The organism is Pseudomonas sp. Root569 (assembly GCF_001427465.1).
In the GTDB taxonomy this organism is placed as follows: Bacteria; Pseudomonadota; Gammaproteobacteria; order Pseudomonadales; family Pseudomonadaceae; genus Aquipseudomonas; species Aquipseudomonas synxantha.
This window is the reverse complement of sequence record NZ_LMGQ01000028.1, coordinates 45,415-63,421: the sequence shown is the minus strand read 5'-3', so window position 1 is coordinate 63,421 and position 18,007 is coordinate 45,415. Positions and strand designations below refer to the sequence as shown.

Genomic DNA, 18,007 nt, shown 5'->3' with positions numbered 1-18,007 from the left:
CCACGTCTCTCAATGGAAACCTGACAGGTAGTCAGGCTTTCGTAACGCGCAACCATGGAGGACGCGCACATGCTATTTCCCCTGGCGTATCTCGCCACAACTTACACAGACGCCCGATCCAGTGGGCCTGCCAGCCACCCTGCCCCATCGTTTTATGACCCGCCACCGGACCTGGAACCTGGCGTGTATAACCACCGGCTGCTCACACTGTACAGCGACGGTGAGGTCAACATCTCGCGGCTGCTTGTATGGGACCCGAGCTCCGATGTACCCACGATCAAACGTAATTATCTGGTTATAGAGACCGGCGACGGCGCCGACCGCATCCACATACGCAACTGGCCTGGCGACAGGCTGCAGATACTCATCAACGACAAACCCTACTTCTTTTCGATAAAGCCACCCCAGGGGCCTGAGCAGAGCCTGCTGATCGAGACCAAAGGTGGCCATGACTCGGTGATCATCGATGATGACGTCAAACTGCAGGCAACGGTAGAAGGCGGTAACGACGACGATTACCTGCAGGCAGGTGGTGGCAGGACCAGCCTCTACGGGGGCAAGGGCCGGGTTGTCATACGCCTGGGCAGCGGCCTCGGCTATGCGGAGGGCAACGACGATGACGACACACTGATCGGCGGCAGCGGCAATGCCGCGATGTACGGTAACAACGGCAAGGACCTGCTCATTGGCGGTTTCGGCCCCGAGGGTAAACAGACCTACATGGACGGTGGCAACGACGACGATGCACTGCTCTCGGGCAACGGGCAAACCGTGGCCCACGGGGGCAATGGCAATGATGTATTCGTGGGCGCTGGCCGTACGACCTTCTATACCGGCAAAGGCCAGGACAGTATCTGGAATAACCGCCGTGAGGATCGAATCTACGGCAAAACCGGTGATGCCTTCGACCGCGCCAGCGGTTCGACATTCATCGAGGTCAAGCCCAACGACGCCGGCCAGCACGGTTTCACACTGTTGGAATCAGTCGAATCAACCGAGCAGGAAAACGAAGATTTCAGACAGCGAGTGGCCGACGACCTCGAGTTCCTGCGCAGTTCACCTATCGGTCAGCAGGCGCTCACTGAAATGGATGCAATCGCGATGGTGAATCACGGCAAAGTCAGCATTGCTCCGATCAGCCAGGACGGCTCCAGTTATGAATTCGACAGTACTGAACTGGATAACCTGACAGAGCAGCAAGCGCAAAACCTTGACGGTGCTGCATTGGGAGAAATGAAAGATGGCGTTGCCGGCTCAAGGGCCAATCGCGCAGTGATCTACTACGACCCGGCGCAGATCGTGGAAAACAGCCAACACACCCATCTGCGACCGCCGATTGGCGTGTTTTTCCATGAGCTTGCCCACGCCTACAATGGCGCCACCGGGACGCTGCTGCCAGGCGAGACCTTGGAAATTTCACGATCGGGTGGAACCAACCCGGTCAATAACTTCGAACACCAGGCCGTGGGCTTGACCAGCGACAATCCCAGGCATTTTACCGAGAACGGTTTGTATGAAGAAATGGGAACCCCTCTAAGGCCGAATTACCATAAGGACAGCATCGGCATGTAGGCCCTCTTGCACGCAGCAGAGGGGGGATTGGGTTTACCGGAGCGAACGGAAATGTTCCGCATCACGAAGGTCGTCAGCCCCCGGGAACGATCGCGCCTGAGCCTCCACACAATGGCGATCCTGAGGCAAATTCAGGTTTTCATCGTGAGTCAATGAAAGGAAGGCACCATGCTGTTCCCCCTGACGTACCTGGCAACATTTTACAGTCCCCCACCCGCCTCCAAACCGTCACCGTTCGACCCTCCGCCGGATCTGACACCTGGTACCAGCGAACGGAGAATTCACCTGCTCCATGCCGACGGTGATACTCAAATCAGCAGGGTCATTGACTGGGATTCATCGCCGCCCAAAGACCCGGAAGTTATCGGCAACTGGCTCTATATAGAAACCGGTGATCGTGCAGACCACATTCATATCCGAAGTTACCCCGGCGACAAGCTGCAGATCCTCATCAACGGCAAGGAATACTTGTTCGAGAAACAGGAAAGAGGTCATAGACAAGCGCTGTGGATAGACGCCAAAGGTGGTGATGACACCGTGATCGTCGACGATGACGTCAAGCTGACCCTGGACATTGAAGGCGGGGATGGAGACGACTATATCCAGGGCGGCGGCGGCAGGACCAGACTCTACGGCGGTCAGGGAAATGACTTCATGCGGTTGGGCAGCGGCCTGGGTTATGCAGCGGGCAACGAAGGCGATGACACTCTGATCGGTGGAAGCGGCAATAACGTGATGTACGGCAACCAGGGCCGGGATGATCTTCACGCAGGGCTCGGCCCTTCGACCAAACAGAGCTACCTGGACGGCGGCGACGACCAGGACAGGCTCTTCGGGGGCAGCGGGCATAATGTGCTAAATGGCGGCAACGGTGATGATCATTTGGTCGGGCATGACCGCACGACCTTCTACACCGGCAAAGGCCATGACGCTATCTGGAACAATCGACACGGGGACCGCATCTATGTCGGCGCCGCTGATTATTTCGATCGCACCCAAGGTTCGGCCTTTACCCTGGTGAACCCAAGCAAAGCCGGTGACCAGGGTTTCACTGTGCAAGACGGCACACATGGCTTCAAACAGCAGGTCGCCGACGACATCGAGTTTCTTCGCAGTTCCCCCATAGGCCAGCAAGCCCTGGCGAAAATGGATGAACTGGCGGCACGCAATGGCGGCAGCGTCAGCATCGAACCCGGCGGTGGCAGCGAGGTGGCCTACCTGTATGGCAGCACAGAACTGGAAAACGTGGCGCCCGAAGTCAGAAAGACGATGGACGACAGCAAATGGGGCGTTCTCAAAAATGGCGTTCCAGGCTCCCGCGCTGATCGAGCGCGTATTTTTTATGCTCATCCGTCTACGCTGGAGAGCGCTGACCGCACCAACACGACCGTACCCGTCACGGCTCTCTTCCATGAGATTGCCCATGCCTACAATGGTGCAACCGGTACCTTCCTGGCAGGTACAAGCACCGAGCAACTGGAATCGGGCATCTCGAAAACCGTCAACAATGACGAACTTCAAGCCATAGGCCTGCCCAACAGTGCAACGCCTTTCGACTTCGACAACGACCCTTCAACGCCCCCAGGCACGATCAATCCGCCCCCCTTCACCGAAAACGCCTTGAACGAAGAGATGGGTAAGCCACTGAGGGCGATCTACAATTTCGAAGTCAGTCACCAGGGCGACGGCGCCTGAGGCGCCATGGGCACGCCGCCCACCCGGCGACCCAAAGAATGCGCGCAGGGCGGTCGGCAATTGGACCTCCCTGCACTGACGCTTTCCGACTTCGCACCTTGGCGCCTAAAGCTCAGCCGTTCCTCGCCGATAGCCCGACGAAGCTCTAACAAAGCCGCGTCGACAATAACGCTTCGTAAGGACGACCTCCCATGCCCCCACTGCGCTCCATTCAAGCCCGCTATACCCTGTTCCTGGTGCTATTCGTCCTGGTGTTATTCGTATTGACCGTGGTGGGTATCGGCCAGTTGGTCGCGCCCAAGCTGCAGCACACCGAAGAACAGGTGGTGCTCAATCGCGTGGCCGAAGTGGCCGAACAGATCCAGGGCGAATTGAACAAGGTCCAGGCCCAGCAACGCAGCATCACCCAGACCATCCCATTGCTCGACAGCGATGCCATCGACAAGGTCTTGCCCGGCCTGGTGGATCAATACGGCGAGCTGAAAGTATTTGGCGGCGGTATCTGGCCGCTGCCTAACCAGCGTACGCCGGGGCGTAACAAGCACAGCACGTTCTGGCACCGCGATGCCTCCGGCAAGCTGGCGGTCAACACCTTCTGGAACAGCGACCCGGCCCCCAACTATTACGACCAGAGCTGGTACAAGGGCGGCCTCGCCTCCCCACGCGGCCAATGTGCCTGGGCCGCCGCCTACAAGGATGATGCCAGCCAGGAGCCGCGTACCAACTGCGCCATGGCGATCCAGCGTGACGGCGCCGCTTATGGCGTGGCCACCATCGACGTGACCCTGGGTTTCTTCAATGAGCTGGTGGCCAGCAAGGAAAAAGACATCGGCGGGCAAATGCTGATCGTCGAGGCCGATGGCAAGATCATCAGCAACAGCACGCGCTTGAGTAGCCCGGTAGTGTTGAAGAACATCAGCGAACTGACCGGCACCTCGGCCTTCGCCGCGCAGGTCAGCAAAGCCCTGGCCCATCGCGATCAGGGCTCACAACGCAGTGAATTCGACAACCAGGGCGTGGCCAGCACCTTCTACATGCGTGCCATCGAGGGCACGCCGTGGTTCCTCGCCACCGCCCTGCCCACCTCGCTGATCACCGCCCAGCGTAATGATGTGCTCGGCAGCCTGGCCCTGGTGCAGATCCCCATGGTGTTGCTGCTGGTGCTGCTGGCCGCCTATGCCATCCGCCAACTGGTGCAGCGTATGAAAACGCTGAAAACCAATATTGACGCCCTCTCTACCGGCGACGCCGACCTGACGCGACGGATCACCATCCGGGCCGAAGACGAGTTGGGCGCTATTGGCCACTCGGTGAACCGCTTTATCGTTTACCTGCAAAACATGATCGGCGAAGTGACCCAAGCCACTGGCGCCATGTCGTCCGGGCTTGAACAGTTGCAACGAACATCAGCCCATACCAACCAGATCCTGGTCAGGCATGCCTCGGAAACCGACCAGACGGTCACCGCCATCACCGAAATGAGCTCCACCGCCGACACCGTGGCGCAAAACGCCGCCGAGACCGCCTCGTTCACCCAGCGTGCAAACGAACATGCCGACCGCTCCCGGGTGGTGGTGGGTGAAGCGTCCACCAGCGTCAGCGCGTTGATCGGTGAAGTGGCCAGCGCCACCCACACCGTGGAAAATATGCGCCAGGATGCCGCACGCATCACCGAAACCCTCGGCGTGATCGGCGCCATTGCCGGCCAGACCAACCTGCTGGCGCTCAACGCTGCGATTGAAGCGGCGCGGGCCGGCGAGCAAGGCCGGGGGTTTGCTGTGGTAGCCGACGAAGTGCGCGCACTGGCGGCCCGCACCCAGGCCAGCACCTCGCAGATCAACGAGATGCTGGCACGCCTGACCACCGGCGTGAGTTCCTCGGTCGCCGCCATGGAAAACACCCAGGCCAGTTGCCAATCAGCAGCGGATGCCACAGCGCGGGTCAACACCGGCCTGGATGAGATGGCCGGTTCGGTCAGCCATATCAACAACCTCAGCACCCAGATCGCTACGGCCGCCGAGCAGCAAAGTGCGGTGACCGAGGAGATCAACCGCAGCATGGTGCAGATCCGCCATATGGTCGATGAACTGGTACAAAGCGGGCATACCACGCAAATCAATACCCAGAGCCTGCTGGAGGCCAATGGCCGGGTGATCAGCTTGATGGGGCGCTTTAAAGTACGCTGATCAATGCTATGAATACTCCCGTGCTGAGCGCGGGAGTCGACTATCCTGAGAGCTCCCAGTGTTATAACGCGCCACACAGGAGGTGTGCCATGCATGCGACTGAGCATTCGATCCGCTTGGAGCGGATCAGTCAGGAGTGCTTCATCCAGGCACCTGTCGATAGGGTCTACGCCTATGTGACCCAGCCCGACCGCTGGCACGAATGGCACCCCACCTCTCTCAATGCCGACACTGGGACCACCGGCTCAGTGCCGGTAGGTGCGCGTTTTACTGAAACCATTGATTTGCTGGGCATACGCGTCCCCATGAGTTACCGCGTGCAAATTGCCCGTTGCCCCAATGAGTTCAGGGCCGTGTTTACCTCATTGGCCGTGGACGGTGCTATCCATTATTTCCTGCAACCTCATCGTAACGGCACGCTGTTCAAGCGCGTACTGACGTATGAGACCGAGTTGCAGCTCGCAACCTTGCACGAACACATTGCCAAGCGGTCCGCCATCGCGCTGGATCAGCTCAAGTGCCGGCTGGAGAGCCCCTGCTTCGTATAATTTAGAAACACTACTGCGTCGCCCCGATGCGAAAAGCAGGGAGAATGCCCGATTTATTGCCGCGCTTTCAGTGAGACCCCCGATGAAAAACCCATTGCGACTGGCCATGCTCTCCTGCGTCCTGCTCTCCACTCTCGCCCAGGCCGCCGACCTGATCCCCATCGATGTGCACCGCGACGCCAACTGCGGCTGCTGCAAAAAGTGGATCAGCCACTTGGAGAGCAACGGTTTCAAGGTCAATGACCATGTCGAAACAGACATGAGCGCAGTCAAGCAACGCCTGGGCGTCGCACCACGCCTGGGTTCATGCCATACCGCAGTGATCGACGGCAAATTCGTCGAAGGCCATGTGCCCGCCGAGCAAGTGCTGGCCCTGCGCAAACGCAACGATCTGCTCGGCCTCGCCGCGCCGGGCATGCCCCTGGGCTCGCCAGGCATGGAAGTGGAAGGTCGCAGCGAGGCGTATCAAGTCATCGGCCTGACCCGTGACGGTAAAGACATAGTGGTGGCCGAATACCCAGCACACTGACCGGTGCTGATGGGTTACCTGGGGCTGTTCGCCGCGGCGTTTGGTGCCGCCACGTTACTGCCCTTGCAATCGGAAGCCGTGCTGGTCGGCCTGCTGCTCAGCGGGCATTACCACCTGTGGCTGCTGCTGGGCATCGCCACGTTGGGCAATGTGCTCGGTTCGCTGGTCAATTGGCTGCTGGGGCGCTCGGTGGAACGCTTCAAGGCGCGGCGTTGGTTTCCGATCAGCGCCAAGCAACTGGAAAAAGCTCGCAGGCATTACTCGCGCTGGGGGCATTGGACGTTACTGCTCAGTTGGATGCCCATAGTCGGCGATCCGCTGACCTTGGTGGCCGGGGTGATGCGTGAACCGCTGTGGCGTTTCTTACTGCTGGTCACCCTGGCCAAAGGCGTACGTTATGGGGTGCTCGCAGCGCTGACCCTGCAGTGGGTGTTAATCCCCAGTTAATCTCTTCCAAAGAGCATCCGGTCATCTCTCTTGGAGCTGGAACCCATGCCTTCAATCCGTGCGTTGTGCGTCGCTGGCCTGTTGTCAGGCGCTGCCGCTCCCGTGTTCGCCGCCACCTATGGCCCCGAGCTGCAAGGGTTTCAATACCCTTATCCGCTGGAGCATTTCACCTTCCAGTCCCAAGGCAAATCCCTGCAAATGGGCTACATGGACGTCCCCCCCAAAGGCGTAGCCAACGGCCGCAGCGTGGTGCTGATGCACGGCAAGAACTTCTGCGGTGCCACCTGGGAAGGTTCGATCAAGGCGTTGAGCGACGCCGGTTACCGCGTGATCGCGCCGGACCAGATCGGCTTCTGCACTTCCAGCAAACCTGACCACTACCAGTACAGCTTCCAGCAACTGGCGACCAACACCCACCAATTGCTGGAAAAACTCGGCATCCAGAAGGCAACGGTGATCGGCCATTCCACCGGCGGCATGCTCGCCACGCGTTATGCACTGATGTACCCCAACCAAACCGAACAACTCGGGCTGGTGAACCCTATCGGCCTGGAAGACTGGAAGGCCCTGGGCGTGCCCTACCAGAGCGTCGACCAGTGGTATCAGCGCGAGCTGAACCTGAGCGCCGACGGCGTGCGCAAATATGAGCGCGACACCTATTACGTCGGACGCTGGAAACCCGAATACGAGCGCTGGGTAGATATGCTCGCCGGCCTGAACAAAGGCCCGGGGCACAATCAGGTCGCCTGGAACTCGGCGTTGATCTACGACATGATCTTCACCCAGCCGGTGTACTACGAATTCAAGGACTTGCAGGTGCCCACCTTGCTGCTGATCGGCACCAGCGACACCACCGCCATCGGCAAAGATGTCGCGCCGCCGGCAGTCAAGGCCAGGATTGGCAATTACCAAGTGCTGGGCAAGCAGGTGGCCGAGCTGATTCCCCACGCCACCCTGGTGGAATTCCCAGGCTTGGGCCATGCGCCACAGATGGAAGAGCCGGAGCAGTTTCATAAAGCGCTGTTGCAGGGTATGAAAACTCTTTGATCCAACCTTTGCGAGGCACGCGTAAATGTCGGTACAGATTGCAGTGATGGATGATTGGCAGAATGTAGCCAGGGGCGTGGTGGATTGGTCGGTTCTGGACGCCGTGGGCCAGGTGCATTTTCTCCACGATTACCCCGCCGACACCGCCACGATGGTCGAGCGTTTGCAGCGCTTTGACGTGATTTGCCTGATGCGCGAACGCTCAACCTTCGACAAGGCGCTGCTGCAAGGCCTGCCGACGCTCAAATTGCTGGTGACCGGCGGCATGCGCAATGCGGCTATCGACATTCCCGCCGCCAAGGCCCTGGGTATCCAGGTGTGCGGCACCGACAGCTACAAACATGCGGCACCGGAACTGACTTGGGCGTTGATCATGGCTTCCACGCGCAATCTGCTTGCCGAAGCCAACTCGCTACGCGCAGGCGGCTGGCAGGTTGGCCTGGGCGGCGACCTGCATGGCAAAACCTTGGCAATCCTCGGCCTGGGCAGTATCGGCCAGAAGGTCGCCCGGTTCGGCCAGGTGTTCGGCATGCGGGTGATTGCCTGGAGTGAGAACCTCACGCCGCAGCGGGCGGCAGAATCTGGGGTCACCTGGGTCAGCAAGCGCGAGTTGTTCGAGCAGGCCGATATCCTGAGCATTCATTTAGTGCTCAGTGAGCGCAGCCGTGGCTTGGTGGATACCCGGGCGTTGGGCTGGATGAAACCGACGGCGCGCCTGGTCAACACCGCACGCGGGCCGATTGTGGACGAGCAGGCGCTCGTGCAGGCGCTAAGCAGTGGCCGCCTGGCCGGAGCGGCGCTGGACGTATACGCCGAGGAACCGCTGCCGGCTGACCATCCGTTGCGTCGCTTGCCGAATGTGCTGGCGACGCCCCACATCGGGTATGTGAGCGAGCAGAATTATCGGCAGTTCTATCAGCAGATGATCGAGGATATCCAGGCCTGGGCCAGCGGCGTGCCTGTTCGGATACTCGGTTGACGCACCAGATCAGTGCGAGCGCCGTGCTGGGTCTGCCCCTTGCAGGAGCTAGCTTGCTCGCGGAAACCGTCATTGATTCAAGGTGTGCGCGGCGCTCTTGAGTGCTTCGCGAGCAAGCTCGCTCCTACAGTAGAGAGGAGGCTAATCGCCAGCAGCCTAAGCTTAAAAGATTTTTGTCCTACAAAATCCCGCTGAAAACCCTACAGGCGCTGGGATCTATCCTAGACTGAGGACCGATGGGTCCGTTCCAAAACAAAAACCCCGCAAAAAATCGAAACTTTCGAACTCTGCCGCAGGTCCAGTTTTAGGTAAGGACGAGCACACGCGACTCACGCCAAATGCCCGTCCATCCAATCTTTTTTAGCCTGAGCCGCAACTGGCATACGCCTTGCCAGCTTGTACAGCGCTTGTGTGCCTGGCCGCAGGATGCGGTCAATCGGAGCAAATGGCAGCGGGCCATTAGCCGACCAACAGATGGGAGTGCATTATGATCAGTGCCGCAGTAGATACTCAGGGAGAGCGTTTTAGTCAGCCGGCAGGGGGGCCTAAGTCTTTGGCCGACCTGCCCAACACTGTGCGGCCGATCGTGAGTCAGAACCCGAATCGAAAGAAAGTGTTGTTCGTCACCTCCGAATTCGCCGACCTGGTGAAAACCGGTGGCCTGGGCGACGTGTCCGCTGCCCTGCCCCGCGCCATGGCCCACCTGCACGATGTGCGGGTGCTGATCCCCGGTTACCCGCAGGTGATGGAAAGCGACAACCCGATTCACATTGTCGGTGAGCTGGGCGGCCACGCCGCGTTGCCACCCTGCAAGATCGGGCGCATGGACCTCAAGGACGGCTTGGTCATCTATGTGCTGATCTGCCCCGAGCTGTACGAGCGCGAAGGCACGCCCTACGGTGCCAATAATGGCCGCGACTGGCCGGACAACCATATTCGCTTCGCCCGCCTGGGCCTGGCCGCCGCCGATATGGCCGCCAACCTGGCGCAAATCCATTGGTGCCCGGACTTGGTGCACGCCCACGACTGGCCCGCTGGCCTGGCCCCGGCGTATATGCACTGGCGTGGGTCACGCACGCCGACGTTGTTCACCATTCATAACCTGGCCTACCAGGGCGTGGTGAGCCTGGCGTCGACGCCCGAGCTGGGCATTCCGCCCCACGCCTTGCAACAGGAAGGCATGGAGTTCTACGGCAAGATGTCCTTTCTCAAGGCCGGCATGGCCTATTCCAGCCATATCACCACCGTGAGCGCCACCTACGCCCAGGAAATCACCACCCCGGAATTCGGCTGCGGGCTGGATGGGTTTCTCGCCAGCAAGACCCAGCAAGGTCTGCTCAGCGGGATTCCCAACGGCATCGACGAAAGCTGGGAAACCTCCACCGACACGCACCTGACCCACAACTTCAATATCGGCGACTGGGAAGGCAAGGCCATAAACGCCGCCCATGTGCGCGAGCTGTTTGGGCTGCAGCCATCCAGTGGCCCGCTGTTCGCGGTGGTGTCGCGCCTGGTCTACCAGAAGGGCCTGGACCTGACCGAGGCGGTCGCCGATTTCATCGTCGAGAACGGCGGCCAAATCGCGATCATCGGCCGCGGCGAGCCGGAAGAAGAACATGCCATGCGCGAGTTGGCGTTGCGATTCCCGGGCCAGGTGGGCGTGCGCATCGGCTTCAACGAGACCGATGCTCGGCGCATGTTCGCCGGCAGCGACTTCCTGCTGATGCCGTCGCGCTATGAGCCTTGCGGCCTGAGCCAGATGTATGCACAGCGCTTCGGCTCGTTGCCGGTGGCACGTAACACCGGCGGCCTGGCGGACACCATTGAAAATGGCGTCACTGGTTTTCTGTTCAACGAGTCCACTGTGGACAGCTACAAGGAAGCCCTGAGCCGCGCCTTCAAGGTCTTTGCCCTGCCTGGCCTGCTTAACGCCATGCGCAGCTGCGCCATGACCCAACCCTTCAACTGGTGCCAGGCGGTAGAACCCTACGCCGAACTCTACGAACAACTGGTGGCCAAGGCCCTGGGGAAATCGACTAAATAATCATTGGGAGGGCTTCATAGATGCCACTACGGACTCTGGAAACCTGGCCCCACGGCGCAATCATGCTGGACGCGCAACACACGCGTTTTGCCCTGTGGGCGCCAGACGCGTTTTATGTCAGCGTTGAATTGGAACACGGGAAATCCATCGCCATGCTGCCCCAGGCAGATGGCTGGTTCGAATTAACAACAGCGTGCCCCGCCGGCACGCTCTACCGCTTCAACATCGATGGGGAAAAGGCGGTGCCCGACCCCGCGTCCAGGGCCCAGGCCGTGGATGTGCACGGTTGGAGCCGAGTGGTTGACCCGCAGGCCTATGAGTGGCGCCATAGTCAGTGGCAAGGCCGCCCCTGGCATACGGCGGTGATCTACGAACTGCACGTAGGCGCCATGGGCGGTTACGCCGAGGTGGAGAAGCACTTGCCGCGCCTGGCCGAGCTGGGCATCACCGCCATTGAACTCATGCCTCTGGCGCAATTTCCCGGCGAACGCAATTGGGGCTACGACGGCGTGCTGCCCTACGCGCCCCACGCCTCATATGGCTCACCCGAGCAACTCAAGCACCTGATCGACAGCGCCCATGCCCACGGCCTCGCCGTAATCCTGGATGTGGTCTACAACCACTTCGGGCCCGACGGCAATTACCTGGGTCAGTACGCACAGGGGTTCTTCCAGGAAGACGTGCACACGCCCTGGGGCGCCGGCATCGATTTCGAACGCCGTGAAGTACGGGATTTCTTCCTCGATAACGCCTTGATGTGGTTGCTGGAATACCGCTTCGACGGCCTGCGCCTGGATGCGGTGCACGCCATCGATAATCCCGGTTTCTTGAAGGAACTTGCGCAGCGAGTGCGTCAGCGGGTCGCCAGCGGGCGTCACGTCTGGCTGATGCTGGAAAACGAGCTGAACCAGGCCAGCCTGTTAAAGGAGGATTTCGACGCCCAATGGAATGATGACTTTCATAACGTGCTGCATGTACTGCTCACCGGCGAAACAGATGCCTATTACAGCGACTTTGCCGAACAGCCTACCGCCAAGTTGGCGCGCTGTCTGGGCGAAGGGTTTATCTACCAGGGCGATACCACCCGCCATGGTCATGCACGCGGCGAACCCAGTGCCGATCTTCCGCCCAGCGCCTTCGTGGCGTTCCTGCAGAACCACGACCAGGTCGGTAACCGCGCCCTGGGCGAACGCCTGCACCAGCTTTGCTCGCCCCAGGCGCTGAAAGCGGCGACCGCCCTGTTGTTGCTGTGCCCCATGATTCCGATGATCTTCATGGGCGATGAGGTCAACGCCACCGAACCCTTCCTGTTTTTCACCGACCATCATGGTGAACTGGCCGAGGCGGTGCGCGAAGGTCGGCGCAATGAGTTCGCTGATTTCGCCGCGTTTCACGACCCCGAACAACGCGAGCGCATCCCCGACCCCAACGCGTTGCCCACCTTCCTGCAATCGATGCCTTCATTTATAGAGAACGACCATGCCCAGCTCTATCGTCACCTGCTGAGCCTGCGCCACCTGCATGTGGCGCCGCACTTGCCCGGCGCGATGGCCTTGGGCGCACAGGTGCTGGCCGAGGGCGCCGTCATGGCGCGTTGGCGCTTGGGCAACGGCAGCCTGTTGCAGATCGACCTGAACCTGGGCGAACAGCCCCTGGACCACCCAGCCCCTCGACACCTCATCTTCCAAACGCCGGCCGAGCAAGGTGCGCAGTTGCCACCCTACAGCGCCCGCGTATCCCTATTCCCTGCTGGAGAAGACTTTTGAGCGAAGCGAACCTGGAACTACTCGCCAGCCGTGCGGGCCTGGCCGTCGACTGGATCGATGCCAACGGTCGCCCGCAACATGTGCAAGCCGATGCCCTGCGTGCGGTTCTCAAAGGGCTGGGGCACCCGGCCGACACCGATGCCGAGATCGACGCCAGCCTGCGCGAGCTTGAGCAAGTACAACAAGACACCCACCTGCCGCCGTTGATGACTACCGACAGCGGTGAAGGCCTGGACCTGGCGCGCTACTTCGCAGCGGATACCCCGTGTCGCGTCAGCCTCGAAGGCGGTGAAACCCTGGAGCTGCGCCTTGACGGCGATGCCGTGTTGCCCGGTGTGATCGCCCTCGGCTACCACCAGGTACATATCGACGGGCAAACCTTCACCCTGGCCGTTGCTCCCGCCCACTGCTACAGCGTGGCCGACGCGGTGGACAGCCGCCCCGCCCGGGCCTGGGGTTTGAGCGCGCAACTGTATGCCCTGCGCCGCCTAGGCGATGGCGGCTTCGGCGACACCCTGGCCCTGGAGCATCTGGTGCGCGCGGCGGCCGAGCGCGGTGCCGAGGCGGTGGCGATCAGCCCGATGCACGCGATGTTCAGCGCCGACACCGAACGTTTCAGCCCTTATTCGCCGTCCAGCCGCTTGTTTCTCAACAGCCTGTATGCTTCGCCCGCGTGCATCCTGGGTGAACGTGAAGTGCGCAACGCCATCGAAGCCGCCGGGCTGGCGGACGAACTGCACGCACTGGAGCAACTGCCCCTGATCGATTGGCCCGCCGCCGCCAAGGCCAAGCAACGCCTGTTGCGGACGCTGTATGAAGACTTCCGCCACGGCGCGCACCCGCAGCATGCCGACTTCCAGAGCTTCCGCCAGTGCGGCGGCGAAGCCCTGGAAAACCACTGCCGTTTCGAAGCCATACAAGCCCAGCGCGCCGCCGCCGGCGAAGACCTCGATTGGCGCCACTGGCCCGAAGCCTGGCGCACCCCGCAAAGCCCGGCCCTCGCGCAGTTCGCCGAGCAAAACCGCGATGAGATCGGTTACTTCGCCTTCACCCAATGGCTGATCGCCCGCAGCCTGGAGCGCGCACAACAAGCCGCCCGTGGCAGCGGCATGGGCATCGGCCTGATCGCCGACCTGGCGGTGGGCGCGGACGGCGGTGGCAGCCAGGCCTGGAGCCGCCAGGATGAGCTGCTGGCCGACCTGACCGTGGGTGCGCCGCCGGACATTCTTAACCGCGCGGGTCAGGGCTGGGGCATCTCGGCGTTTTCCCCTGAGGGCCTCAAGCGCCATGGCTATCGAGCCTTTATCGAGATGCTGCGGGCCAACTTTGCCCATGCCGGCGGCTTGCGTATCGATCATGTAATGGGCCTGCAGCGCCTGTGGGTCATTCCTCTGGGTGCTTCGCCCGATGAAGGTGCCTACCTGTATTACCCGGTGGACGACCTGCTGCGCCTGCTGGCCCTGGAATCCCACCGCCACCAGGCCATCGTCCTCGGTGAAGACCTCGGCACCGTGCCCGACGGCCTGCGCGAAAAGCTCAGCGCCCGTTCGATCCTGGGCATGCGGGTGCTGCTGTTCGAACAGAACCATGAAGGCCAATTCAAGCCGATCCTGGACTGGCCCGACAACGCCTTGGCCACCACCAGCACCCATGACTTACCCACCCTCAACGGTTGGTGGCACAGCCGCGATATCGAATGGAATATCCAACTCGGCCTGATCGACGCCCCGACCGTGGAGCAATGGAGCGAGCACCGCCTGAACGAACGCCAGGCGCTACGCCAGGCCTTGGGCCAGGACCCGCAGAACTTTGTCGATGAAATACGCAACGACACCGACCATATGATCGACGCCAGTGTGCGCTACCTGGGGCACACCCGCGCGCCACTGGTATTGCTGCCGCTGGAGGACGCGCTGGGCATCCAGGAGCAAGCCAACCTGCCCGGCACTCTCGACACCCACCCCAATTGGCGCCGTCGCCTGCCAGGCGAGGCCGCCAGCCTGCTCGACAATAATAGTGCTGCGCGCCGCCTCGAACTGCTGGCCGTGGCGCGCAACCAAGCTTATGAGCGTGACCGATGAAAGCACTGCCCCTGCGCGCAACCCAGCGCCTGCAATTTCATAAAGACTTTACCCTCGATGACGCGGTGCCGCTGGTGCCGTATTTCGCCCAGCTTGGCATCAGTCATCTGTATGCCTCACCGCTGCTGAGCGCCCGCGCCGGCTCCATGCATGGCTATGATGTGGTCGACCCCACCCGTGTCAACCCGGAGCTGGGCGGCGAAGCGGCGCTGCGGCGCCTGGTCGCCGCCTTGCGTGAGCACGATATGGGCCTGATCCTCGATATCGTCTCCAACCATATGGCGGTGGGCGGTGCGGATAACCCCTGGTGGCTGGACCTGCTGGAGTGGGGCCGCTTGAGCCCGTACAGCGAATTCTTCGATATCCAGTGGCATTCGCCCGACCCCCTGCTCAAAGGCCAATTGCTCATGCCGTTCCTGGGCAGCGATTACGGTGAAGCCCTGCAGAGCGGTACGCTGACCCTCAAGTTCGATGCCGCTCACGGGGCCTTCTACGCCGAACACTACGAACATCGATTTCCGATCTGCCCAAGGGACTATGCCTTGATCCTTGGCCACGACGAGGGGCTCAGGCCGCTGGCCGAGCGCTTTGCCGCCCTCGCCTATCAGGACGACGCCTACGCCGAAGCCGCCTGGCTCAAGCAAGCGCTGGCCGAACGCGCTACCGAAGTACTGCCGGCTATCGAACAGCGGTTGGCCGCCTTCGATGGTCGCCAGCCCGAGGGCTTCGAGCGCCTGCATCATCTGCTCGAACAACAGGCTTACCGCCTGGCCAGCTGGCGCACCGCCGCTGATGATATCAACTGGCGGCGCTTCTTCGACGTCAATGAGCTGGGCGGCTTGCGTGTAGAACGCACGGCGGTGTTCGAAGCCACCCACGGCAAGATTTTCGAGCTGATCAGCGAAGGCCTGGTGGATGGGTTGCGCATCGACCATATCGACGGCCTGGCCGACCCGCGGGGCTATTGCCGTAAGTTGCGTCGCCGCGTGGATGCTTTGTCGCCCCAGCGCCACTTGCCGATCTTCGTGGAAAAGATCCTCGGTGACGGGGAAACCCTGCGTGAAGACTGGCAGGTCGACGGCACCACCGGCTACGAATTCATGAACCAACTGTCATTGCTGCAACACCACCCAGACGGCTTTGCCCCGCTGGCCGAGTTGTGGACGCGGCACAGCGAACGCCCTTCGGCGTTTATCGAAGAGGCCCGGCTGGCGCGCCAGCAGATCCTCAACGGCTCGTTGGGCGGCGACTTCGAAAGCGTGGCCCAGGCCTTGCTGCAAGTGGCCCGCGACGATGTGATGACCCGCGACTTGACCCTGGGCGCCATCCGCCGGGCCTTGCAGGAATTGATCGTGCATTTCCCGGTGTACCGCACCTACATCAGCGCCAGGGGTCGCAGTGCGGCCGACGACAAGATATTCCGGCAGGCCATGGACGGAGCGCGCAGCACCCTTAATGAAAGCGACTGGCCGGTGCTTGAACACCTGGAAAAATGGCTGGGTGGTCAGCCCTGGCGCAATCGCCCGGTGGGCCGTGAACGCAAGATCCTCAAGCATGCCTGCGTGCGCTTCCAGCAGCTGACTTCGCCCGCCGCCGCCAAGGCCGTGGAAGACACCGCTTTCTATCGCTCGGCAGTGCTGCTGTCGCGTAATGATGTGGGCTTCAGCACCGAACAGTTCAGTGCGCCGTTGGCGGACTTCCACGCCGCCAATCAACAGCGCCTGGAGGCCTTCCCGGACAACCTGCTGGCCACGGCCACCCACGACCATAAACGCGGCGAAGACACCCGCGCCCGCCTGGCGGTGCTCAGCGAGTGCGCGCCCTGGTATGCCGAACAGGTCGAGCACTGGCGCAGCCTGGCGGCGCCCTTGCGGGAAAATGCTGATAGCCCCTCGGCGGGTGATGAGCTGATTTTATATCAAGTGCTGCTCGGCAGCTGGCCGCTGGAGCACAACCCAGACTTGGAGGCCTACCAGCAACGCCTCTGGCAGTGGCAGCAAAAAGCCCTGCGCGAGGCCAAGTTGCAGAGCAGTTGGAGCGCCCCCAACGAGGCCTATGAACAAGGTGTCGAAGGTTTCCTCAAGCGCCTGTTACTCAGTGACGCCGGTGCGCCGTTGCGTAGTGCGCTGGACAGCGCCGCCCAGGCCATCGCACCCGCCGGTGCCCTGAACGGGCTGGCGCAAACCTTGCTTCATCTCACCGTGCCGGGCGTACCAGATGTGTATCAGGGCGATGAGTTCTGGGACTTCAGCCTGGTGGACCCGGACAACCGTCGCCCGGTGGATTTCGCTGCACGGCAACGTGCACTGGATACCCCCCCGGACATCGGCGAACTGTTGTTCAACTGGCGTGACGGGCGTATCAAACAGGCGTTGCTCGCCCAGGTGTTGGGCTTGCGCAAAACCTGTCCCGAGCTGTTCCGCCACGGCAGCTACACCGCGCTGGAAGTGGTCGGCCAGCATGCCGAGCGGGTGGTCGCGTTCTACCGCCAACATCAAGGCCAACAGCTGTTGGTGGTGGTGCCGCGCTGGCCTTATCAACTGCTGGAAAACGGCATGTTTCCCCAGGTCAATGCGCCGGTTTGGGGCGACACGCGGGTTAAATTACCGTTCGCCGCCACAACACAAAACTGGAAGGGACTTTTTCAAACACACGCAGTCACACCCAACAAGGAGCTGTTGATCAGCGCTGCCCTGGGGGATCTCCCGGTCAATGTCTTTATCAATCCTGATAATCAAGAAAGCTGAACATTTTCTGTGAGGAGTTTGTGATGAGTAAAGAAGAGGAACGCATCCGCGAATTGGCGCATCAGATCTGGGAGTCCGAAGGCAAGCCACACGGCGAGGATGCCCGCCACTGGGAGATGGCGCGCAAGCTGGCCGAAGCCGAAGCGCTGACCCCCAGCAAGCCCAAGCCAGCCGCCAAGCCGAAAACCGCGCCCAAGGCCGCCGCCAAGCCTAAGGCGGCGGCACCGGCTGCAGCAAAGCCTGCGGCGAAAAAACCGGCCGCGCCGAAAAAACCCAAACCGCCAGCGCCATGATCCCTTGGGCCTCCGTACTGGAGGCCCGTTTGCGTTCACGTGATTCGCTGAAGCACCGTCAGCACGGTTGCGC

Annotated in this window: 13 protein-coding genes and 1 pseudogene; all 14 read left to right on the top strand. The window is 61.3% G+C overall.

Going from position 1 to position 18,007, the window contains the following annotated elements; all coding sequences use genetic code 11:
• Positions 1 to 183 precede the first annotated feature (183 nt).
• On the top strand, positions 184 to 1,572 hold the full coding sequence (locus ASD70_RS25150; RefSeq protein ID WP_236708740.1) for a M91 family zinc metallopeptidase: 1,389 nt from the start codon (positions 184 to 186) through the stop codon (positions 1,570 to 1,572).
• A gap of 168 nt (positions 1,573 to 1,740) precedes the next feature.
• A complete protein-coding gene (locus ASD70_RS25145) occupies positions 1,741 to 3,267 on the top strand; it encodes a M91 family zinc metallopeptidase (RefSeq protein ID WP_082561468.1) in 1,527 nt (508 codons plus the stop codon).
• Positions 3,268 to 3,458: 191 nt separating this feature from the next.
• Positions 3,459 to 4,592 (top strand): annotated as a pseudogene (locus tag ASD70_RS30065) (HAMP domain-containing protein); the annotation flags it as partial.
• Positions 4,593 to 4,607: 15 nt separating this feature from the next.
• Positions 4,608 to 5,453 carry a methyl-accepting chemotaxis protein gene (locus ASD70_RS30060; protein WP_371851108.1) on the top strand — a complete coding sequence of 282 codons (846 nt, stop codon included), beginning with the start codon at positions 4,608 to 4,610 and terminating at the stop codon, positions 5,451 to 5,453.
• 89 nt (positions 5,454 to 5,542) lie between these two features.
• Positions 5,543 to 6,001 carry an SRPBCC family protein gene (locus tag ASD70_RS25135; RefSeq protein WP_046068292.1) on the top strand — a complete coding sequence of 153 codons (459 nt, stop codon included), beginning with the start codon at positions 5,543 to 5,545 and terminating at the stop codon, positions 5,999 to 6,001.
• Between the two features lie 82 nt (positions 6,002 to 6,083).
• Entirely contained in the window at positions 6,084 to 6,530 is a 447-nt protein-coding gene (locus tag ASD70_RS25130) for a DUF411 domain-containing protein (protein ID WP_056847700.1), read from the top strand.
• Positions 6,531 to 6,533: 3 nt separating this feature from the next.
• On the top strand, positions 6,534 to 6,977 hold the full coding sequence (locus tag ASD70_RS25125) for a YqaA family protein (RefSeq protein ID WP_046068294.1): 444 nt from the start codon (positions 6,534 to 6,536) through the stop codon (positions 6,975 to 6,977).
• A 45-nt stretch (positions 6,978 to 7,022) separates the two neighbouring features.
• Positions 7,023 to 8,024, top strand: a complete 1,002-nt coding sequence (locus ASD70_RS25120; RefSeq protein WP_056847699.1) for an alpha/beta fold hydrolase — start codon at positions 7,023 to 7,025, stop codon at positions 8,022 to 8,024.
• A 25-nt stretch (positions 8,025 to 8,049) separates the two neighbouring features.
• On the top strand, positions 8,050 to 9,003 hold the full coding sequence (locus tag ASD70_RS25115; RefSeq protein WP_046068296.1) for a D-2-hydroxyacid dehydrogenase family protein: 954 nt from the start codon (positions 8,050 to 8,052) through the stop codon (positions 9,001 to 9,003).
• Positions 9,004 to 9,490: 487 nt separating this feature from the next.
• On the top strand, positions 9,491 to 11,047 hold the full coding sequence (glgA, locus tag ASD70_RS25110; RefSeq protein WP_080944624.1) for a glycogen synthase GlgA: 1,557 nt from the start codon (positions 9,491 to 9,493) through the stop codon (positions 11,045 to 11,047).
• 20 nt (positions 11,048 to 11,067) lie between these two features.
• Positions 11,068 to 12,813, top strand: coding sequence for a malto-oligosyltrehalose trehalohydrolase (treZ, locus tag ASD70_RS25105; RefSeq protein WP_056847698.1), 1,746 nt, complete (start codon positions 11,068 to 11,070; stop codon positions 12,811 to 12,813).
• Positions 12,810 to 14,894 carry a 4-alpha-glucanotransferase gene (gene malQ / locus ASD70_RS25100; protein ID WP_056847697.1) on the top strand — a complete coding sequence of 695 codons (2,085 nt, stop codon included), beginning with the start codon at positions 12,810 to 12,812 and terminating at the stop codon, positions 14,892 to 14,894. Before treZ ends, malQ begins: the two co-directional genes overlap by 4 nt.
• On the top strand, positions 14,891 to 17,641 hold the full coding sequence (locus ASD70_RS25095; RefSeq protein ID WP_056847696.1) for a malto-oligosyltrehalose synthase: 2,751 nt from the start codon (positions 14,891 to 14,893) through the stop codon (positions 17,639 to 17,641). Before malQ ends, ASD70_RS25095 begins: the two co-directional genes overlap by 4 nt.
• A 23-nt stretch (positions 17,642 to 17,664) precedes the next feature.
• Complete coding sequence (locus ASD70_RS25090; RefSeq protein ID WP_046068301.1) at positions 17,665 to 17,934, top strand: DUF2934 domain-containing protein; 270 nt, start codon at positions 17,665 to 17,667, stop codon at positions 17,932 to 17,934.
• Positions 17,935 to 18,007: the final 73 nt, after the last annotated feature.